Source organism: Gimesia chilikensis, assembly GCF_008329715.1.
Lineage (GTDB): Bacteria > Planctomycetota > Planctomycetia > Planctomycetales > Planctomycetaceae > Gimesia > Gimesia chilikensis.
This window is the reverse complement of record NZ_VTSR01000005.1, coordinates 571,810-589,842: the sequence shown is the minus strand read 5'-3', so window position 1 is coordinate 589,842 and position 18,033 is coordinate 571,810. Positions and strand designations below refer to the sequence as shown.

Sequence of the window (18,033 nt, the reverse complement as noted above, 5' to 3'; positions counted from 1 at the left end):
TAGATTGAGTTTTTTCAGATGAAGATTGATTTTGATCAGGAACGGATTCTGGCCGTGGTGGCGCATCCTGACGATGCAGAACTGCTCTGTGCAGGCACTCTGGCACGGGCCAATCAGGAGGGGGCCGCAGTTGGCATCTGTGTCATGTGCCAGGGTGACAAAGGTCAGCCTGATCCTCCTGTAGAGAATCTGACTGAAGTACGTCAGCATGAAATGCGAGCGGCTGCGGAGTTGATTGGGGCAGAGCTGTTTTTCGGAGGCAGTCCGGACGGGGCTCTGTTCGACAGTCTGGAACAACGTCGTCAACTGACTGAAATAATCCGCCAGTTTACACCAACCCTGGTGCTTGCTCACTCACAGAGTGACTATCATGCAGATCATCGAGCTGCTTCTGTGATTACCGAGGCAGCGACCTGGTTCAGTGCATCGGCGGGATACAAAACCGAGTCTCCTGCTTTAATGCAACCACCGGTTCTCTGGTGGATGGATACTGTGAATATGTCTCAGTTTGATCCTCATTTTTATATCGATGTCAGTTCTTTTGTTGAAACCAAGGTCGCGATGTTGAATTGTCATCAGAGTCAGCTGCAGCGAGGCAAAGATGCCAGCTTTTCACCTCTGCAGGACCTCATGTTGCAGCAGTGCGTTGCCCGCGGCGCACAGTCCGGTGTCGCGTCTGCGGAAGCGTTTCGCAGTCATACGGCCTGGAAACGTTGTGCTGCCTGGTGAGTTCTGGTACTTGATCAAATTAGCCCGAAGCGTTGTGCATCTCTCTGCCGTGAAGGGCCAATGTACTGAAAGCTGGCGGTCAACCTGCCACGACTTGAAGTGATGACTTGTTTTCGCTGCTTCTCAAAACCAGTCTGCCTCTGAACCGTGGATGGTCTCCTGGTCATTTTCCAAAGGGGAGAGCGGGCCCGGTGACGGATCATTGCGGGATGGCCGGTGACACTTGTGTAACTGTGCTTGCAACTGTATAGCGATGCCACATACTCGCTCAAAGCATTTCCGATGCCCACTCCCTGAAAATCCGGTAGACAGACCGTGCGGTGCTCCCGGTAGGAAGGGGATTTTGGGTGTGGAAAATACATCACAGCTGTGAAAGCAGCTGGTTGTTCTTCAACAAGTGCCACAAAACAATTGGCAGCCTGATGAAGGGAAGCGTCTAAATAGTGATGTTTGCGGAACAGGTGCCACGCATCTCGATGCACGTTAACAATTCTAAGGGAGATTGAGGGCCGTGATTGCCTTTCGCACCTCCATTGGAAATCATCCAGTGCCGGCTGGTAAATCCAGTCAGGATTCAGCCAGTCGATAATATCATAATGGCAGGCCACCGCGACCAGTTGTTGATCACGACGACGAACTGTTTTGGCGATCGCACAGCTGCCAGTGCGTGCGATCGTGCGATCGATGACGGAAGTGAATTCATCAATTACGACCAGTTGGGAGAGTTCCGCCAGGGCCCGAGCCATTCTGACACGAAATTGCTCTCCGTTGGACAACACATGATACGGACGAAGCCAACCGGGAGGAGATGAGAATCCAACTGATGAGAGCAGACTGGTGATTTCTTTGATGCCCATCTTTTGCGGGAAGCCATCGATAATGCACTTCTCGCTGGGCCAGTCGAAATCATCGACGAACTGATCTTGAAACAGTTCCCTGGCGATGGTCGTCTTGCCACACCCGGAGGGGCCTACGATCAGACCGATGTTCCAGGGACGCTCGGAAAGTGGAAGTTCCACAGACCACTGTTCACGACTGCGGGTTTCTGCTGCGAGTCCGAACATCCCTTCCAGCTGCATTACACGCGGAGTTCGAACAATCGGTGATTCTCTTATGAGATCCAGGCGCGACATTGATAACCTGCTGATTTCAAATAGTCCAGAAGTGTGAGTTGCTCCGCTTCAGCTTTGCAATCAACCAGTACTGAGAATCGTTCGGTGAGCAGTTCGGTTTCATCGACTCCGGATTCCTGCTCAGGTATTTCCGGGGATGAGGATTTGAGATTCTGAAGCAACCCCTGCAGGTCTTCTGATTCTGTTGTAATTGACTCAAGCAGTGCATTGAGTGCGGATTGATCAGTCTCTGCCAGGCTGGTAATCGAGTCAAACGTCGCCAGAACCTGATCTGCCTCTGAGACTGTCAGATCTGAAATCAGGCAGGGGATTTTTGTATCTTCGGCGATATTGGCCCGCAGATGACCGTCGATTAATTCGTATGTTCCGTCACCACAATCCCGAACCAGACAGGCAGCTGCGAATCCAATCTCATTTAAGATGGTTCGCAGCGCTGTTTCCTGGGCTGCGGGATGGGTTCGCCAGTTTCGGGAGTTAGGGATCAATTGGGATGCTTTAATTCGCCTGAAACTTTTGATGCGATCTTTGATTTTCATGGGCCGGGCCTTTAGTCATGCTATAGACAATCCAGACAGCGATTAGAATCGTTTCGCTGTCGAATCTGATCTTTGTGATAGTCAGCTTTAAAAATGGGGCCACCACAACGGGCACAGAATGAGATGAGTTCGTGTTTGACCAGCACCGAATTGACGACCAGTTCCGGGTATTCTGCTTGCGCGATTTTGGCCGCCAGCACATGAGTTTGTGCTTCCCGATCCAGACGTTTCACCGGGTGTCCATTTTTTTCTCGTGCCAGATAGACAGTGAATTGAGGCATAAGTGGTACCTTTACCTTTCTGAATTTAGATGATTCCAAGACAGTCCATACCGATTATTTTAGACTTGATTGGTTTCCTGTCTTGGGGTGCATTCAGTCAGGAGTGTTGATTGAGAACTACCGGGATAACTTACTCTACCAGTTCCAGATTGAAGAGCGTGTCCTGATCGGCGGGTATCACGATCTCATCTGTTTTGGGTGGTTTTTGTCGTAACGCATCCGCGATCAAATAACCGCCGACCGGCACACCGATTCCGGTTGCCAGCAGTCCAGCTCCCACAGCCAGCCTGGCGAGTGTTCCAGCCGCATTGCCTGTTGGGGGAAGATATTGATGTGTGACGCTGCTGTAATCTCCGATGTGCATGTCTTCGCCCTCAGGACGATTGTTATCTACAATTTCTTTGCCCAGCAGTTTTTCCCGAGTGGACATCACCAGGGAATCGACGCTGTCAAAGCGTCTCGCTGTCTGTCTCAGGTTTTCCGCTCGTTCCCCCACTTTCACGCCCCACCACATCTGCGCCAGTTTCTCCTTCCAGCTTGTCGGCTGCGTGGTTTCGTTTGTCATTAAATTCGCTCCAGGAATCGATGAGCTCGCCGAACGTTCCGTTCTGGAACGCCCGGTCGAGCTCATTGTTTTCGTTAATCAGGCGATCATGAAACAGCGTTGTTTGCCTGATGAGTTCTTCCAATGGGTCGGTCATCAGCTGGCCTGCGACGGACCTGCGGGGGTGACTTTGCTGGCGACTTCACGAATACCGACCGCTTCATCGAGGGTTACCATGCGTTTGTTTTCCAGGTAATCGTAATCCACGATTTTCTGCACCGTCACAAAGTTATTCTGCGCGACGGTTCCGGTCTGCATGAGTTGCGTCAGCATGTGATTGGCAACATTGTCGGATAAATCCACAGCCATCTCCTTTTCTCCTTTTTCCTGAATGGGAAGTTCTACTTCTAAAATATCGCCGTCCGGCATGAATTCGCCTCACTTGCTAACGGCCTTGAAACGTAATTTGATTGGTTGACCGAGTTGATATCGCTGTTCCTGTTTGACCGATCCGTCTGCACCGATGAGCTGTACGGGAATCTGAGTCTGTTTCAGTTGGGTGAGCTGTTGTTTCAGTCTGGTAATCTCGGACTCCAGTGCAGCAAACTGTTCGTTGCGATTGCTTTCTGGTTGTTGCTGGGGTGAAGCGGGATCTGCTTTCCGATTCACGGGTGGGTGACAGTGCGGTAGTCTGCCATATAAATCGATGAGTTTATTTCGAATCAGCATACTGTCCGTGTAGATGGTGTGAGTCTGGTCATGCCCTTTGATGATGCCTACGATCTGTCCATTGACAAGAATAGGACCTCCGGAATCTCCTTTTGCGACCAGTCTGGAAAAGCAGTGCCCGCGGCGCGTTACCCGGATGCGGGCTCGCAGGGATTTGAGGTTGTAAACTCCGTTTGAGTATCCGTACGCGATTGCCTCCATTCCATCTATCGGTTGAGTGTCGGAAAGTATGAAACAGTGTGACGCGGGAATTCTTTGAGTTTCCAGGATGGCATAGTCAATCTCCTCTTCATATCGCTTGAAAACAACCCGGGCTTCCCACCAGGTTCCACCATAGCCGACATGAATGGTTCGTGCCTGAATGACATTGTGCGCAGCAGTAATGTAAACGGAGCGGTCCGCGATATTTCCTATGAATGCACATGCGCCGGTGCCGATGAGCTGGCGACAGCCTTGGGGAGTGCAGTTTGTTTCTGTTGTTCTGACAGCGAGTGCCTGAGCGTGCAGGCAGGATGTAGACAGCATGACGAGCAGGAAGAGGATGAATCTCACCATTGGATGTACCTGTTAAAAAACAAGAGAAAGTAGTGCCAGGGGTTGAGTGGAACTTTACCTGGCGCCCAGTGAAAGGCGGCGACTCCGAACAGCCTGACGCGACGGTAATAGATATTTGCCATAAACTTGCCAAGATCGCAGCGGCGCAGATTACGATACAGGGCCGCATCAGCGCGTGCCCGGTCTCGTTTACATCTTCCCAACTGGTAGGCGTAATCGTGCCAGTGACAGGCGGGTCTGAGATCAACGCCTCCCCACTGGTCAGGAGAATAATTACAGCCATTCGAGACAAATTCGGCAGGAGGTGTCGGGCCTTCCATCTGTTTTGTCAGTGATTCAGGCAGATCTGAGAGATGAATCTCGGGCATTAGTGCTCCCCAAATACGCGGTCTTCCATGCGGCTGATCCGTCGTTCGTGTGAATTGACCATTTCTATTAACAGCTCTTTATTCGCATCCAGTTTTTCGTCGATCTGTATCAACTGGTGACTGTGTTCGATGAGTGTCTTGGCGGTCCAGGTGATTGCTCCCACTCCCCCTGCCACTATGGGAGAAAACACACAAGCGATGACCCAGGCAGGAATAAACAGTCCTTTTTGAGGTTGTACGGGCATTCGTCTCTCTAAGATTCAAAAGTCAGTGAATGGGTAATTGTCAAAGAGAGCGTATCATCCGGATCGGCGTGGCGCAGACAAGCTTGATCTACATAAAAAAAGCACCTGTTGTTGCTCAGAACAACAGGTGCAGATCGTTCACGGTATGAAAGAAGAATGGCTGTAGAAAATGTGGCAGACGAATTCGGTCAGCTGTCGTTTGTTTCCCGCTTCAGTGGGAATTCACTGACAGAAAGTTGCTCCTGTTTCACTGTTTGCAGTCGATGCCAGCCTTCTGTAACCAGAGCTTCCCGCTGTCGGGCTTCGTCAGGATCCAGCTCGCGTTTATCGAATGGTCCCTCTACGGTGACAGGAGTAAATTGCTCATTGACGATAAATTGTGCGAGAGCGGGATTGCAGCGGATGTGATACTCTGGTTGCTCTTGAAGTTCTGCTTCTTGAACTTCGCCGATAATATAGCGCAGATAGAGCCCGCTGTCCTCGATATTCTCGACTTCTTCACCACAAACTATGCAGAGATAACCCTGATCGCATCTGGCCATGATGTTGACTTACACATTGATTAAATAAAACGGAGAACATTCAGTAACCACCGTCTGGCTGCTGACATTTCCGTTTTATTGTAAGCGGACTTCGTGTGCTGAGTGAAGAGTGGTCAGGAGGTTTTGAGATATTCTTTCAGGTTGGCGATCTCTTCCAGAAGTATTTCTAAGAATTCTGAGGCGGCTTCTTTATTGTCAGTCGCCATGATATCTCTTACCGACTGCCTGATTTTTTGAGTGGGTGAATAGAGGTCGAGAGTTACTTCAGTATTGGAAGAATGAATGACATTCAGTGACATGTCATTCAGCTCTTGCTTAAGCTCATCCTGGTCCAGGGGTTTGAACATGATCCGAGAGAATCCCAGTTCCTTGGCCAGCTTGATCCGTTGCAGATTTCGATCCTGGGCATTGTTCTCGGGACGTACAGCGGTCATCAGGATAAATTGTGGTGCAGGGACGACGCCATGGTCAGAGTAACGTTCCAGCTGCAGTGCTTTCTGAAACAGGTCGACACCATCCATGCCGCTCATCACAAGGTCTGTCAGAACGACATGAATCTCATTATCAGATTGTAGTAATTTAATCGCTTCAAAACCGGACGAAGCCATCACCGCTGTGAAGCCAATTTTCTCTACCAGCCGCGCATAATAATGACAAGAGTATCCAATATCATCGACAACAAGAACTTTCATCGACCTGCCTGAACGGTTGGGAGAATGAAAAATGTTTCACCCGTCAATCGACAAAACAGATGAGCATTTCCCTGTGAACAAAATATGAATGAAATTCAATGTTTACATATAAATCAAAAGTTTGAATCGTCATTTGAAGGTTTTTCCCTGCATGAGAATTACCGAATTACCACTCACGGGTCTAAGAAACCCCCTGATTTTACGGTAAAATGCTATAAATGCGTCACGATCTCATTCATCGAACCTGTATGTCTGACTAAAACAAAAAATACTACATCGAGGTCCTGAATTATGTTGATAAATTGACACACAACTCCACTCTATTAGATTCAGATTTGCCGTCGGTTGAGATTCTTAATCGGAGTATTTTGTCGCAATTGATTTCCTATAGAGGTATCGAGTGTGGTGTCTGCAGCGAACAGATTTGATCAATTACGATTCACGCTGTTTCTGACTGATCCAGAAGTCGTGTGCATCAACGATCACGTTACTGCCGAATTTGAAGTAGGGAATTCCGGATTCTTTCAGTAGCTCTTTGAAATTCTTCTCCGTCATCCCGAACAGCTGCGCCCAGATTCTACTGCTGAACTTTCCAGTTTGCGGAAAGGCTCCAGGTGATTGCGCGAGGTTGTTTACGAGGTCGAAAGCGAACCGATCAGATTCAATGTACTTGTTTGATTCCGTCATGAGATCAAAGCCTGACATTTTTTATCGCGTCATATTCCTGACAATGACATAGTTGATGGCGCATATCTCTCACGCAGTGAATGACAAGCACGTAATGCGAAAGAGTGAGTGAAAGCGAGGATGCTGCGATCAGATACGCATCTAAGAGATCACGCGATAAAATTAGCGACACCTACAGCGGTCGCTCCGCGGCTGCCCCCAGGCAGAAATGGAAGTGTGGATTTACCACTCTCAGACAATGAAAGCATTGTACCAGCGGATCCTGTACAAAGCAATATACAGAGTTGAATTTTTGGGGAATTATATCAGGCAGATTAGTATTAAAAATGCCTGAAAAACAGGGGTGAAACGGCTGTGGGAACCTGCCCGTTGCAATAAGGTCAGAATTCCAGATGAAACATGGGCTAACTCTTATATAATCGGTCTGAACCAGCTTGAATTGACTGTTCCCGATTGGATGAGCTTACTATGTTGCACCCGGATTTTCTGAATTCGCTTTCGCGTCGTGCCTTCTTTTCTGCTTCTCTAGCAGCGGTGTCCTGCAGTCGACTTTCTTCTCTGCAGGCGCGACTCAACAAGGCTCCCAAGGCACAAATTGCGATCACATTTGATCTTGAAATGAGTCGCATGTATCCCAGCAGAGAGATGCTGGAGTGGGATTACCAGAAAGGAAATCTGAATCAGGAAACGAAAGACTATTCGCTGAAAGCAGCTCAGATTGCTAGCGAGCTGGGAGGTGCTATCCATTATTTCTGTGTCGGACGCGTACTGGAACAGAAGGATGTGCAGTGGATCAAACAGATTTCAGAGCTGGGACACCCGATTGGCAATCATACCTATGACCACGTCAACGTCTGGGCAACGGAACCTGCTAAAACGCAATTTCGCTTTTCACGATCTCCCTGGCTACTGGGAGGCAAAACTGCAGCCGAGGTAATACAGCACAACGTTCGGATTACGACCGAAGCGATGCAGCAACGGTTGAATGTCAAGCCAGACGGCTTTCGAACACCCGGCGGTTCCAGTGCCGGGCTCGATCAACGGGAAGATTTACAGAAGCTGCTGCAGTCTGAAGGATTTCAATGGGTCAGTTCTAAATATCCCCGTCACAAATATAGTGAGCCGGGGACTGAGCCCCAGCAGGAAATCTTTTATTCTATTCTGGAAGCGCAGCGGTCTGCACAACCTTATGTCTATCCAACGGGGCTCGTCGAAATACCCATGAGCCCGATCAGTGATGTAGGGGCCTTCCGAACAAGCCGCTGGAAGAGAAAGAACTTTTTGAAATCAGTCGAGTTATGTGTACAGCAGGCGATTGAACAGAAGCTCGTTTTCGATTTTCTGTGCCATCCTTCCATTATGTATGTTGAAGACCCCGATTTCGAAACGGTGAAGCTGATCTGCAAACTGGTGCAGCAGGCGGGAGACCAGGCAGAAATTGTGGGACTGAGTGAAATTGCCGGGCGCTACCGGGAACAGCAACGCTGAGGTTATAACAAGGAGTCATCCTGATATGAAGTTTCTATCCCTCATGGCTTTGAGCCTTATCAGTTACAGTCTGGTAATACACCCGGTGTGGGCTGGTGACGAGCCACGTATATATCAAAACACATTGCAGCCGATCAAAAATGCAAAACCCTTGCTTGCGGATCATCCCGAATTCGTACAGCCCATCGAAGAATTACGCCGATTCGAATCTCCACTGCTGGTCGATGATGCCGATGCAGATCTTTCGGTCCGCGCGTGGCGTTTTTCTTACAATGCCCGGGGAATAATCGAAATGCCGAATCGGATTTCGATTAAGAGGACCGCAGTGATCATGGTTCATCCCTGGGGGATTGATGACGGTCAGGGGTGGCAGACACCAGAACCAGCGGGCGCCGCGGATTTCTGTACTCCCGAAAAGAATCATTTAGCAGGTCGGCACACGCGGGAAGTGATAGATCCCTTTCTGAAGCGAATGAGAAAGCAGAATGCGCTGATCATGTACAGCCTGATTGGAAAAGTCGATCCGATCCGAAAAAAGTTGTATCGCACATTCGATTATAATCCAACATCAGAAGAACGAGCACAGGCACGGAAGGATCTGGCACAACAACTGAAAAGTCTACCTTATCGGGGGAAACCGTTGCCTGCGCAAATAACGCTCTCGCAGGAACAGCCAGTGATTGATTACTTCAAACAGTTTTCAGGTTTGAGTGCAGGTGACCACTTTAACGGCAAAGGGTTCTGGGCAGTACCGGTGCCCGTTACTGCCGACATTACGGTCCACGATGATGATGTGCTGATCTTCGATCGGGAAGGATATGCACCGCTGAAGGATTTTTTAAAGCAGCAGGGGATCCGCCATGTGCTGTTAACCGGTTATGCGACAGACATGTGTTTCTGTAAGACAACGGCCGGCTATGAAAATCTATCACAAGACTTCAATGTCTTTCTGGTAGGTGATGCGACGTTGGCGACCTTCCCGGCGAATTCTTCACCTCGCTATGCAACTAATGCCCACATTTCATTTGCCTCTCTGAATCATCTGATAACGCAGGTCTCCTGGATCAAACCGATCAAATCGGATTGAGAGAATGCGAAATCTGTTTTCTGGAATCTCTGAATCTGATCGAAGTTCTCAGCGAGAGTGGCGGTCTGATCGGGTTCATTTTAGAATGATCTGCTTCTGAATTTCGCTCGCCATTCAAGAAAGACGTTCTACATGTCAGACGATAGTGCCGTTGTTGAGGAAGAACTGGTTCCCGATGATGTCATCCCACACCAGTCCCTGCCCCCGTTGAAGTATCGCGATCTGCCTGCCGCGATTTCCTGGAAAAAGATGATTGGTCCCAGCATCATGCTGGCTGGTTTGTCATTGGGGTCCGGCGAGTTTGTGCTCTGGCCTTATATCACTTACAAAACCGGTTTCATATTTTTCTGGGCCTGTCTGCTGGGAGTGATGACTCAGTTTTTTATGAATATGGAAATCGAACGCTGGACGCTGGTGACTGGCGAAAGTGCGATCACCGGGTTTTGTCGATTAAATAAAAACTGGGCCTGGATCATGCTGCTGTTGAATATTGTCCCGTGGGCCTGGCCCGGTTGGGCCACGGGAGCGGGAACCATGCTGAGCTGGACATTTCTGGGACCGGAGACTATCGCAGTCGCGCAACTGGATCCTGCGCCAGCGCAATTCGATCTGTCGAAGGTCTCTGAGAAGGCGAGTTATTCTTCGGATTCAGGCACTCTACAGTGGCGCGGACCCATGAGTGAGCCGGAACGTGACGAATTAAGTCTGGCTTTTCAACAGAATCAGATTCCGGATCAGTCGGCGCTAATCTTTCAGAACATTCAGCAGGGAACGGATCTCAATTACGAGGCGAAGTATAGCGCGTTTTTGGGGATTGCGGGACTGTTGCTGGTGGGGGTTGTCCTGACCACCGGACCTGTGGTTTACAATACGGTAGAAAAGATTCAGATCTTTCTGGTGGGCATGATTTTCGTGATTGCCGTCGTCCTGGGGATCTATCTCATCCAGCCTTATGCAGTGACCGCCATGCTGGAAGGAGCCGTCAGTATCGGCAAAATGCCTGACCCTTCCAGCGGCCTGGGAACGATGGCACTGCTGGGAGCATTGGCTTTCGCGGGTGCCGGGGGAACGATGAATCTGGGGCAGAGCAACTTTATCAAAGATAAAGGCTATGGAATGGGGAAGTACATTGGCCGCATTACGAGTCCGATTACCGGACAGGAAGAGGCGGTCAGTGAAGTCGGCTATCATTTCAAGCATACGCCGGAAAATCAGGAACGTTGGAAACAGTGGTGGCGGGCAGCCAACATCGAACACTTTTTCAGTTTCTTTTTGACTTGTCTAGCCTGCCTCGTGTTGCTGTCCCTGATTTCGTATTCCCTGTTCTATGAGGCCAATGGCCAGATACGGGAGGGTATGGGTAAGTTTGGAGAAGGGCTGAATTTTATCTGGGGCCAGGCGACATTGCTGGAAGCAAAATTAGGGAATACCTTCAAACTGCTGTTTTTGTTGATGGGGGTGGCGATTCTGCTGACTACGGAACTGGGGGTACTGGATGCGACGGCCCGCATCTCTGCGGACATTCTCAAAGTCAATTACTTGCGGGAAAACGAGCACTGGTCTCTGAGTAAACTCTACTATTTTTTCCTGTGGGGAGAGATTCTGTTAGGCTCAGCGATCCTGCTCTACGGATCGATTAATCCGCATTTCAGTCAGCCTTTGTTTTTGATTAAAACTTCCGCTGCCATGAATGGCGGCGTGATGTTCCTTTATTCGATGATCCTGTTGTACATGAATTCGAAAATTCTGAGTCGCAGTATCAGTACCAGCCCACTAAGATTTGTCACAATGGTCTGGGCTGCCGCTTTTTTTGGTTATTTCAGTCTACAGGCATTTCAGATGCAGATCATTCCTTACTTCTTCCCGCACAGTTGACCCCTGAATTCCTCACGTAACACCCACCATTGATTTCGGATTCCTGATCATGTCAGATCATATTAAATCTTGTGTCCTTTTTCTGTTGATGAGAGTTCCCTGTTTCGCTTTGCTCTGCACTTCGATCATCGCTGGAGTTGTGAGCGTTTCCGAGACTCAGGCTGCCACTTACTATGTCAATAACCAGACGGGCAGCGATGAGTATGATGGACTTTCAGAGAAAACCGCTGTGGCAACGATTGCCCGGGCGATCGCACTTTCCAAAACCAGCGACCGAATCGAACTGGCGAATACAGGCACCGTCTACCGGGAATCGATGCTGTTTCGCAAGCTGGGCGGGATTCCTGATCGACCGTTTTTGATCGAGGGAAATGGTGCGGTTATTTCAGGCCTCAGGTCTCTCCCGGCGGAACAATGGAAATCGACGGGAGAGGGAGTCTACGTCTTACAACTGGATAAGACTCCGTACGGAAATCCGTTTCTGGTATCAGCAGGGAAACGTCTGCCTGCTGCCAGAAATCGAGAAGCTCTTAAAGAGGGGGAGCATTTCTGGGATCGAGAGTCTCACCGGATCTATCTGCATTGCGCAGCAGGAAAGCGACCTGTCGATTATAAACTGGAGGCGACGTTGAAGGTCAGTGGATTGACTCTGACCAGTGCCAGCTACATTTCCTGCCAGAATCTGATTGCGGAACATTTTACGAATGATGGGTTCAATATCCATGGGGACTGTCGCGGCATTCGACTGGAGAATGTAGTCGCGCGACACAACGGCGATGATGGTATTTCCATTCATGAAGCGGGGGGACTCATTGTTCAAAACGCTTACGTCCATGGCAACTTCTATGGCATCCAGGATGTCAACGCGTCCCGTTCCGTTTATAACGGTGTGCTGGCAGAAAAGAATCAGGTGGGCGTCAGTCTGGTGGGTGGTTACCATTCACTGGTGGACTGTCAGGTCCGCAACAATACACAGAAGGAAATTGATATCGCCGGTGCGGTGCCACGCCATCTGATTGGTGGAGAACAGAATCTTCTGGCCCGAACGATTCTGTTTGCTCAGAATGTGTCCGTGTTTGGAGAGGGAAGCGCGGTGGGTCTCAGTGTCCGCAATGGTGCTCATGCTATTGTTGAGCATACCGTGATCACAGGCACCAGAACCGGCGTATTCTTAGATGCGCAAAGCCATGGTCACCTGACACTGACGGCAGTCAGCAAGTGTGACACGATTCTGGATCTGCAGTCCAAAGACTGTTTCCTGGATTATAATCTCTATGGAGTTGGTCGGTTCCGCTGGATGGAAACTGATTACAGTGCCGATCAGTGGGCGGCATACCAAGCCGCTTCGCAACAGGACCAGCACTCCCGAATCGAGCAAATATCGATCGCAGCAGACGGGATGGTCAGCGCTCCAGGAGAAGCATTGCTTTTTTCAGAGCGGAAGCAGACCGTCGGCCCCACGGCCCCGTTCACGCTTTCATTTTTCCAGGATTAGCCGCATTCCAGATATCGGGCGCCGCTGACACCTGATCTGCAGGCGTAATTGCCTGCATTTGCCCCAACTTCGCTATTTGGAGGGGGTTGAGATAGGGATTGCCTCATTTTCAGCGATCTTACATAATACAGGCGAGCTGACGAGGATTGTCAAATTCCAGTCCCTTAACTGTTTACGCCAAGACTGGCAATCTTTCAGTCACAGGTCCGTATTTGAACATTCATCTGGAAGTTCCCCTCATTGAAAGAGCGTTAATATGCCCATTTATCAAGATAACTCTGAAACAATCGGTCGGACCCCTCTGGTTAAGGTCAACCATTTGACGGAAGGGTTGAAGGCGACAATCCTGGCCAAAGTCGAAGGTCGAAATCCGGCGTACAGCGTTAAGTGCCGCATCGGTGCGAACATGATCTGGGATGCGGAAAAGAGCGGGAAACTGAAGCCTGGAATGCAGGTGGTGGAGCCGACCAGTGGTAACACCGGCATTGCACTTTCTTTCGTTTGTGCAGCCCGCGGATACCAGTTAACCCTGACCATGCCTGATTCGATGTCCGTAGAACGACGTCTGATGTTGAAAGGCTTCGGTGCCAACCTAGTACTGACACCCGGGGCTGACGGTATGAAAGGCGCGATTCAGAAAGCAGAAGAGCTGGCTGCCAGCCCGGAATTCTTCATGCCACAACAGTTCGAAAACCCGGCGAATCCGGAAATTCACTTCAAAACCACGGGGCCTGAAATTCTGAAGGATACCGAGGGCAAAGTCGATTACATTGTCGCTGGGGTGGGGACCGGTGGAACAATTACCGGTATTTCACGGTTTCTGAAGACGGATCAGGGGCTCGATGTGAAATCGGTGGCAGTCGAGCCGACGAGCAGTCCGGTTCTGTCTGGCGGTGAGCCTGGAAAACATAAGATTCAAGGGATCGGAGCCGGGTTTATTCCCGGTAACTGCGATACCTCATTGATCGATGAAGTGATCCAGGTTACCGACGATGAAGCCTTCGAAATGGCTGGTCTGATCGCCAAAAAAGAAGGGATCACCTGCGGCATCAGTTGTGGTGCAGCGATGCATGCTGCCCTGGAGATTGCCAAACGCCCTGAAGCAGAAGGTAAAACCATTGTTGTGATTCTGCCCGATTCGGGTGAGCGTTACCTGTCGACGCCATTATTTGATGAGGCGCGTTAATCTACGGGCCAGTTGGCAAGTGGTTGTCAGACCATGGGTTCGTGGATTGCTAAGGTTACGTGAACCCTGTACAGATCAATTCGTGCGCAGTTGAGGTGTCTGTTGAGTGGCAGCCAGCGGTTCAGGTCTGTATTCTTCACTAAACCTGCAGCGGCCAGAACCTGAATCAGTATCTGGTGTCTAGCGGACAGAACCTGCAGTTTCGGGTCATCGTGCGGGACCTTTTACATCGACAAATCATGATATTGGATGGTTAGCTATGCGTTTTGAAACAAAGTGTGTTCATACCGGAGTCGACAAGGACAGTACCTTTAACAGCTGTACGACTCCGATCTATACTTCCTCGACTTTCTACTGGGACAGCCTGGAGAGTCACAAAGGATTCGATTACACACGTAGCGGAAACCCGACGCGAAGTGCGATGGAAGAGAACATCGCGGCTCTGGAGGGGGGCGTCAGCTGTCGCGCTACTGCCACCGGTATGGCTGCCATCACACTGGCCCTGCATCTGTTTAAACCCGGCGATCACATCATCGCCGGCGATGACATTTACGGTGGTACCTACCGCCTGTTCGCAGACGTCTTCACCAAATGGGGAATTAAATTCTCCTTCGTCAAGATGGGTGACATTGAAAACGTCCGTGCGGCCATTACTCCGGAAACCAAGGCAATCTGGATCGAGACACCCAGCAATCCTCTGTTGAATCTGGTCGACATCCAGGCTGTGACGAAAGTAGCAGCCGAGACAGGCTCGGGAATCATTACGATCGCCGATAATACTTTCTGCTCTCCTTATCTGCAGCGGCCCATTGAATATGGAGTCGACATTGTTCTGCACTCGACGACGAAGTATTTGAACGGCCATTCCGATGTGGTGGGAGGCTGTGTGATTTCGCGGACAGACGAGCTGGCTGAACGGGTCGCCTATATTTCCAATGCACTGGGACTGGGATGTTCTCCCTTTGATGCCTGGCTGGTGTTGCGTGGGGTGAAGACCCTGGGAGCACGTATGGAAGCGCATCAGCGGGGAGCGATGGCTCTGGCACAGATGCTGGAAGCGCATCCCAAAGTCGAACGCGTCTATTATCCGGGACTGGAATCGCACCCGCATCATGAGCTGGCTAAGCGTCAGCAGAGTGGCTTTGGTGGGATGCTGAGTTTCGATGTTAAAGACGGGCGTCCGGTTGCCGAGAAAGTGATGCTGAACTCCAAGCTGTTTCTGCTGGCTGAATCACTGGGTGGCGTCGAGTCTCTCATCGAATATCCGGAGAGCATGAGCCACGCTTCCATGACAGAAGCGGCACGCCGTGAGGCAGGGATCACTGAAAAGACCGTTCGTGTATCTGTAGGGATTGAAAACCCGGACGATCTGGTGGCAGATTTGAAGCAGGCTTTGGACAGCTGATAATCGCTCATTTCTGCTCGAACTGGGATCAGGCGGCAGGCTGCTCTGCGCTCCTGTGAGAGTCTGCATTTTCTTAGAGAAGTGTATCGACAGCGCGTGTCATGCGCGTTTCTGATATGATATGATGACCTGCTGAATTCTGATGGTCATTCAGCAGACACTCTACTTCGAACCTGTATCAGTACGCTGTTTTCCGAGAGAGCTGCCCGTCCGCCAAATACCCATCCTGGAAACCAAGAAGGCCGAGGTTATGAGTATTGATCCCTATGATCCCTGTCCCTGCAACAGCGGGAAAAAATATAAGTTTTGCTGTCACTCGATTGGAGACGAGGTCAGCAAAATATCGCATCTGCATGAGACTCATCAGACGGCGACAGCATTGCAACTTCTGGATCGACTGAAAAAGAAATATCCCGAACAACCTTTGAGCTACATTACTGAAGCTCAGATCCTGATGGCTGAGCGGCGTTTTGAAGACGCACTGGTTCCATTGAATGAATGCCTGGAGCGAGAACCGGATCATCCGGCCGCCCATTCTCTGCTGGCGACTTCTTCGTTTCTGGCACATGGATACAAGCAGTCCCAAAAAACCATTTATACGGCGTTTCAGAAGTGTGCCGCCGTCGATGTCAGTCTGGCGACTCCTCTGGCGATCAGTATCGCGATTGCCCTGCAGATGCGCGGTTATTACCTGGCGGCCCGGGAACATTTCGCCTTGGCGATGCGAGTGGCTTCACAGGAATATCAGCAGAACCTGTTTATGAACCTGCTGGAGTTTGACGGGGATGATCAAATCCCGTATCAGTTCCGGGGAGTGCATGTCCTGGAACGCTGTCCCCTCGAAGAGAGCGAACAGCAGACCACTTTTGAGAAAGCACAGCGCCTGGCAAATCTGGGATGTTATCGTTCCGCTGCAGGTCTGTTTAAACAGCTGGCAGAAGCGACCGGGCTGGTCATCCTCTGGAAAAACGCAGCCTTCTGTTATGCCTGGGCGACAGATGAAGTCAAGGCCGCCGAACTGTTTCATCAGGCTGCGAAACTGGAATCGGAATTTGCTGAAGCTGTTGAGCTGGAAACACTGGCTCAACTGCTGGATCTGAATAATACGGCTGAAGTTGTCAATTCGATCGAAAAGATTTACGAGGTCGAATCACTTGCGAAATTCCTGGGCCTGCTGGATCAGCACCCGCAGGTTTTAAGAGGGAATGTTCCACCGCCACAGGATCAGGAGGAGACGACTCCTGTTGCGTATTATCAAATCCTCAACACCGAACTTGATGCCGAATCCCGCGGCGAGGCGATCACTCTCGAAAATGTCCCCACGGTAATTGGTGATATTGATGTCTTTGATGCAGATCGCCAGCTGGGGCATAAAGCGAACATTCGATTGTACGCCTACGAGGGTGATCAACTGACACAAGCGGAAGAAATTTTCGCAGACGCTCTCGGGAAAGACGGGAAAACTGAGTGTGGCCTGCAGGAAGTGGAGCCGGAAAGTGAAGATGCGGGGACTCCGCTTTCACCCGTGCCTACTGAGCAGTGGCCTCTCTTTTTCCGCTGGAGCTTCCCTCAGAAAATGCCCATTCTCAAACGACGGGAACTGGAAGCGGAGCAGTGGAAAGTACTGCTTTCCAAGACGTGGCCGGAAACTCCCCTGGCAGGACTGGACGGGAAAACGCCTGTTGAAGCGGCGAAGGATGAGAGTCTCAAAGTATCACTGACCGCGGCCGTGTATGTTCTGGACGCACAGACGCTTTCGCTGGGCCATTTCCTGGACTTCACAGAGCTGTCTCCCGCGCTGGAAGTTTCCGAGCTGCCTGCACTGGAGATTGACGAGTCGTCCCAGTTCAATACCTGTTCCTCAATGACACAGAACCGGATTCCGGTTAAGGAATTGAGCGATCGGCAATTGATGTATATCTTTAATCGGGCTTTATTGATTCGGCATCCCCGTTTTCTGTATGACGTGTTGATCGAAGTTCTCAGCCGGGATGAATGCAAAAAAGAAGTCGACCTGGATCGCGTCTACACTACGCTGACAGAGATCTGTCATAAGAAGAATCAGCGTGAAGAGATGCTGTCCTGGATTCACAAAGGTCAGGAAAACGCGCAGGCGAGTCAGGCGTTTGAGAATGAACTCCAGTGGAAGATGCGTGAGTTGTCTTTCCGGCTGGAAGACACTTCGGATCCAGGGCTCTCTGATTTCATGAAAGAGATCTGGGACAAGTACGGGAAAAAGATGCCTCAGATCAGAGAATACCTGAAGGCATTCGCACAGGCCTTTGATCTGGATCTTCCCTGGATGAAAGAATCATCCCTGTTAGATACCGGTGATCTGGCAGGCAATGTTTCCAGCGAAGGGATCTGGTCGCCTGGTGAAGCGACGCCCGAGACGGATTCCGGTTCGGGGTCGAAACTCTGGCTGCCGGGCCAATCGTAATCATCCAGAGTTGATT

19 protein-coding genes are annotated in these 18,033 nt (G+C 50.3%); 8 read left to right on the top strand and 11 right to left on the bottom strand.

Features of this window, described 5'->3' with window-relative positions:
• Nucleotides 1-18 precede the first annotated feature (18 nt).
• Nucleotides 19-729, top strand: coding sequence for a PIG-L deacetylase family protein (locus FYZ48_RS06655; RefSeq protein WP_149338649.1), 711 nt, complete (start codon nt 19-21; stop codon nt 727-729).
• A 14-nt stretch (nt 730-743) separates the two neighbouring features.
• Here the strand turns inward: FYZ48_RS06655 and FYZ48_RS06650 are convergent, their stop codons facing one another.
• The 11 genes from FYZ48_RS06650 to FYZ48_RS06600 form a co-directional block, all read right to left on the bottom strand.
• Entirely contained in the window at nt 744-1,862 is a 1,119-nt protein-coding gene (locus tag FYZ48_RS06650; RefSeq protein WP_149338647.1) for an ABC transporter ATP-binding protein, read from the bottom strand.
• The gene (locus tag FYZ48_RS06645) at nt 1,841-2,398 is read right to left on the bottom strand and encodes a ParB N-terminal domain-containing protein (RefSeq protein ID WP_149338645.1); all 558 of its coding nucleotides are present in this window, start codon (nt 2,396-2,398) and stop codon (nt 1,841-1,843) included. The genes FYZ48_RS06650 and FYZ48_RS06645 overlap by 22 nt, the downstream gene beginning before the upstream one ends.
• Nucleotides 2,399-2,418: 20 nt before the next feature.
• Nucleotides 2,419-2,679, bottom strand: a complete 261-nt coding sequence (locus tag FYZ48_RS06640; protein WP_145192801.1) for a hypothetical protein — start codon at nt 2,677-2,679, stop codon at nt 2,419-2,421.
• A 130-nt stretch (nt 2,680-2,809) separates the two neighbouring features.
• Nucleotides 2,810-3,244, bottom strand: a complete 435-nt coding sequence (locus FYZ48_RS06635) for a hypothetical protein (protein WP_145045292.1) — start codon at nt 3,242-3,244, stop codon at nt 2,810-2,812.
• A 135-nt stretch (nt 3,245-3,379) separates the two neighbouring features.
• Entirely contained in the window at nt 3,380-3,592 is a 213-nt protein-coding gene (locus FYZ48_RS06630) for a hypothetical protein (RefSeq protein WP_145045290.1), read from the bottom strand.
• Nucleotides 3,593-3,661: 69 nt separating this feature from the next.
• Nucleotides 3,662-4,507 carry a trypsin-like peptidase domain-containing protein gene (locus tag FYZ48_RS06625; protein ID WP_149338643.1) on the bottom strand — a complete coding sequence of 282 codons (846 nt, stop codon included), beginning with the start codon at nt 4,505-4,507 and terminating at the stop codon, nt 3,662-3,664.
• A complete protein-coding gene (locus FYZ48_RS06620; RefSeq protein ID WP_145045286.1) occupies nt 4,501-4,875 on the bottom strand; it encodes a hypothetical protein in 375 nt (124 codons plus the stop codon). The genes FYZ48_RS06625 and FYZ48_RS06620 overlap by 7 nt, the downstream gene beginning before the upstream one ends.
• Complete coding sequence (locus tag FYZ48_RS06615) at nt 4,875-5,120, bottom strand: hypothetical protein (RefSeq protein WP_145045284.1); 246 nt, start codon at nt 5,118-5,120, stop codon at nt 4,875-4,877. The genes FYZ48_RS06620 and FYZ48_RS06615 overlap by 1 nt, the downstream gene beginning before the upstream one ends.
• A gap of 188 nt (nt 5,121-5,308) precedes the next feature.
• Entirely contained in the window at nt 5,309-5,662 is a 354-nt protein-coding gene (locus FYZ48_RS06610; protein ID WP_149338641.1) for a hypothetical protein, read from the bottom strand.
• Between the two features lie 113 nt (nt 5,663-5,775).
• Nucleotides 5,776-6,354: a response regulator gene (locus tag FYZ48_RS06605; RefSeq protein WP_145045280.1), complete on the bottom strand. Its 579-nt coding sequence runs from the start codon at nt 6,352-6,354 to the stop codon at nt 5,776-5,778.
• 432 nt (nt 6,355-6,786) lie between these two features.
• Nucleotides 6,787-7,041, bottom strand: coding sequence for a hypothetical protein (locus tag FYZ48_RS06600; RefSeq protein WP_145192789.1), 255 nt, complete (start codon nt 7,039-7,041; stop codon nt 6,787-6,789).
• Between the two features lie 468 nt (nt 7,042-7,509).
• Here FYZ48_RS06600 and FYZ48_RS06595 point away from each other — a divergent pair, with 468 nt between their 5' ends.
• From FYZ48_RS06595 to FYZ48_RS06565, 7 genes are all read left to right on the top strand, one after another.
• Nucleotides 7,510-8,529 carry a polysaccharide deacetylase family protein gene (locus FYZ48_RS06595; RefSeq protein WP_149338639.1) on the top strand — a complete coding sequence of 340 codons (1,020 nt, stop codon included), beginning with the start codon at nt 7,510-7,512 and terminating at the stop codon, nt 8,527-8,529.
• Nucleotides 8,530-8,554: 25 nt separating this feature from the next.
• Nucleotides 8,555-9,616, top strand: a complete 1,062-nt coding sequence (locus tag FYZ48_RS06590; protein WP_149338637.1) for an isochorismatase family protein — start codon at nt 8,555-8,557, stop codon at nt 9,614-9,616.
• 132 nt (nt 9,617-9,748) lie between these two features.
• Entirely contained in the window at nt 9,749-11,491 is a 1,743-nt protein-coding gene (locus FYZ48_RS06585) for an Nramp family divalent metal transporter (protein ID WP_149338635.1), read from the top strand.
• 139 nt (nt 11,492-11,630) lie between these two features.
• Nucleotides 11,631-12,986 carry a right-handed parallel beta-helix repeat-containing protein gene (locus FYZ48_RS06580; RefSeq protein ID WP_149338633.1) on the top strand — a complete coding sequence of 452 codons (1,356 nt, stop codon included), beginning with the start codon at nt 11,631-11,633 and terminating at the stop codon, nt 12,984-12,986.
• 256 nt (nt 12,987-13,242) lie between these two features.
• Complete coding sequence (gene cysK / locus FYZ48_RS06575; RefSeq protein WP_149338630.1) at nt 13,243-14,172, top strand: cysteine synthase A; 930 nt, start codon at nt 13,243-13,245, stop codon at nt 14,170-14,172.
• 259 nt (nt 14,173-14,431) lie between these two features.
• Nucleotides 14,432-15,577: a trans-sulfuration enzyme family protein gene (locus FYZ48_RS06570; RefSeq protein WP_145045269.1), complete on the top strand. Its 1,146-nt coding sequence runs from the start codon at nt 14,432-14,434 to the stop codon at nt 15,575-15,577.
• Nucleotides 15,578-15,827: 250 nt separating this feature from the next.
• The gene (locus tag FYZ48_RS06565) at nt 15,828-18,017 is read left to right on the top strand and encodes an SEC-C domain-containing protein (RefSeq protein WP_187781910.1); all 2,190 of its coding nucleotides are present in this window, start codon (nt 15,828-15,830) and stop codon (nt 18,015-18,017) included.
• The last annotated feature ends 16 nt before the right edge of the window (nt 18,018-18,033 follow it).

What these genes read in the sequence shown, in the direction of transcription:
- FYZ48_RS06655 (WP_149338649.1), top strand. Translation starts at nt 19, where the DNA reads ATGAAGATTGATTTTGATCAGGAACGGATTCTGGCCGTGGTGGCGCAT.
- FYZ48_RS06650 (WP_149338647.1), bottom strand. Translation starts at nt 1,862, where the DNA reads ATGTCGCGCCTGGATCTCATAAGAGAATCACCGATTGTTCGAACTCCG.
- FYZ48_RS06645 (WP_149338645.1), bottom strand. Translation starts at nt 2,398, where the DNA reads ATGAAAATCAAAGATCGCATCAAAAGTTTCAGGCGAATTAAAGCATCC.
- FYZ48_RS06640 (WP_145192801.1), bottom strand. Translation starts at nt 2,679, where the DNA reads ATGCCTCAATTCACTGTCTATCTGGCACGAGAAAAAAATGGACACCCG.
- FYZ48_RS06635 (WP_145045292.1), bottom strand. Translation starts at nt 3,244, where the DNA reads ATGACAAACGAAACCACGCAGCCGACAAGCTGGAAGGAGAAACTGGCG.
- FYZ48_RS06630 (WP_145045290.1), bottom strand. Translation starts at nt 3,592, where the DNA reads ATGGCTGTGGATTTATCCGACAATGTTGCCAATCACATGCTGACGCAA.
- FYZ48_RS06625 (WP_149338643.1), bottom strand. Translation starts at nt 4,507, where the DNA reads ATGGTGAGATTCATCCTCTTCCTGCTCGTCATGCTGTCTACATCCTGC.
- FYZ48_RS06620 (WP_145045286.1), bottom strand. Translation starts at nt 4,875, where the DNA reads ATGCCCGAGATTCATCTCTCAGATCTGCCTGAATCACTGACAAAACAG.
- FYZ48_RS06615 (WP_145045284.1), bottom strand. Translation starts at nt 5,120, where the DNA reads ATGCCCGTACAACCTCAAAAAGGACTGTTTATTCCTGCCTGGGTCATC.
- FYZ48_RS06610 (WP_149338641.1), bottom strand. Translation starts at nt 5,662, where the DNA reads ATGGCCAGATGCGATCAGGGTTATCTCTGCATAGTTTGTGGTGAAGAA.
- FYZ48_RS06605 (WP_145045280.1), bottom strand. Translation starts at nt 6,354, where the DNA reads ATGAAAGTTCTTGTTGTCGATGATATTGGATACTCTTGTCATTATTAT.
- FYZ48_RS06600 (WP_145192789.1), bottom strand. Translation starts at nt 7,041, where the DNA reads ATGACGGAATCAAACAAGTACATTGAATCTGATCGGTTCGCTTTCGAC.
- FYZ48_RS06595 (WP_149338639.1), top strand. Translation starts at nt 7,510, where the DNA reads ATGTTGCACCCGGATTTTCTGAATTCGCTTTCGCGTCGTGCCTTCTTT.
- FYZ48_RS06590 (WP_149338637.1), top strand. Translation starts at nt 8,555, where the DNA reads ATGAAGTTTCTATCCCTCATGGCTTTGAGCCTTATCAGTTACAGTCTG.
- FYZ48_RS06585 (WP_149338635.1), top strand. Translation starts at nt 9,749, where the DNA reads ATGTCAGACGATAGTGCCGTTGTTGAGGAAGAACTGGTTCCCGATGAT.
- cysK (WP_149338630.1), top strand. Translation starts at nt 13,243, where the DNA reads ATGCCCATTTATCAAGATAACTCTGAAACAATCGGTCGGACCCCTCTG.
- FYZ48_RS06570 (WP_145045269.1), top strand. Translation starts at nt 14,432, where the DNA reads ATGCGTTTTGAAACAAAGTGTGTTCATACCGGAGTCGACAAGGACAGT.
- FYZ48_RS06565 (WP_187781910.1), top strand. Translation starts at nt 15,828, where the DNA reads ATGAGTATTGATCCCTATGATCCCTGTCCCTGCAACAGCGGGAAAAAA.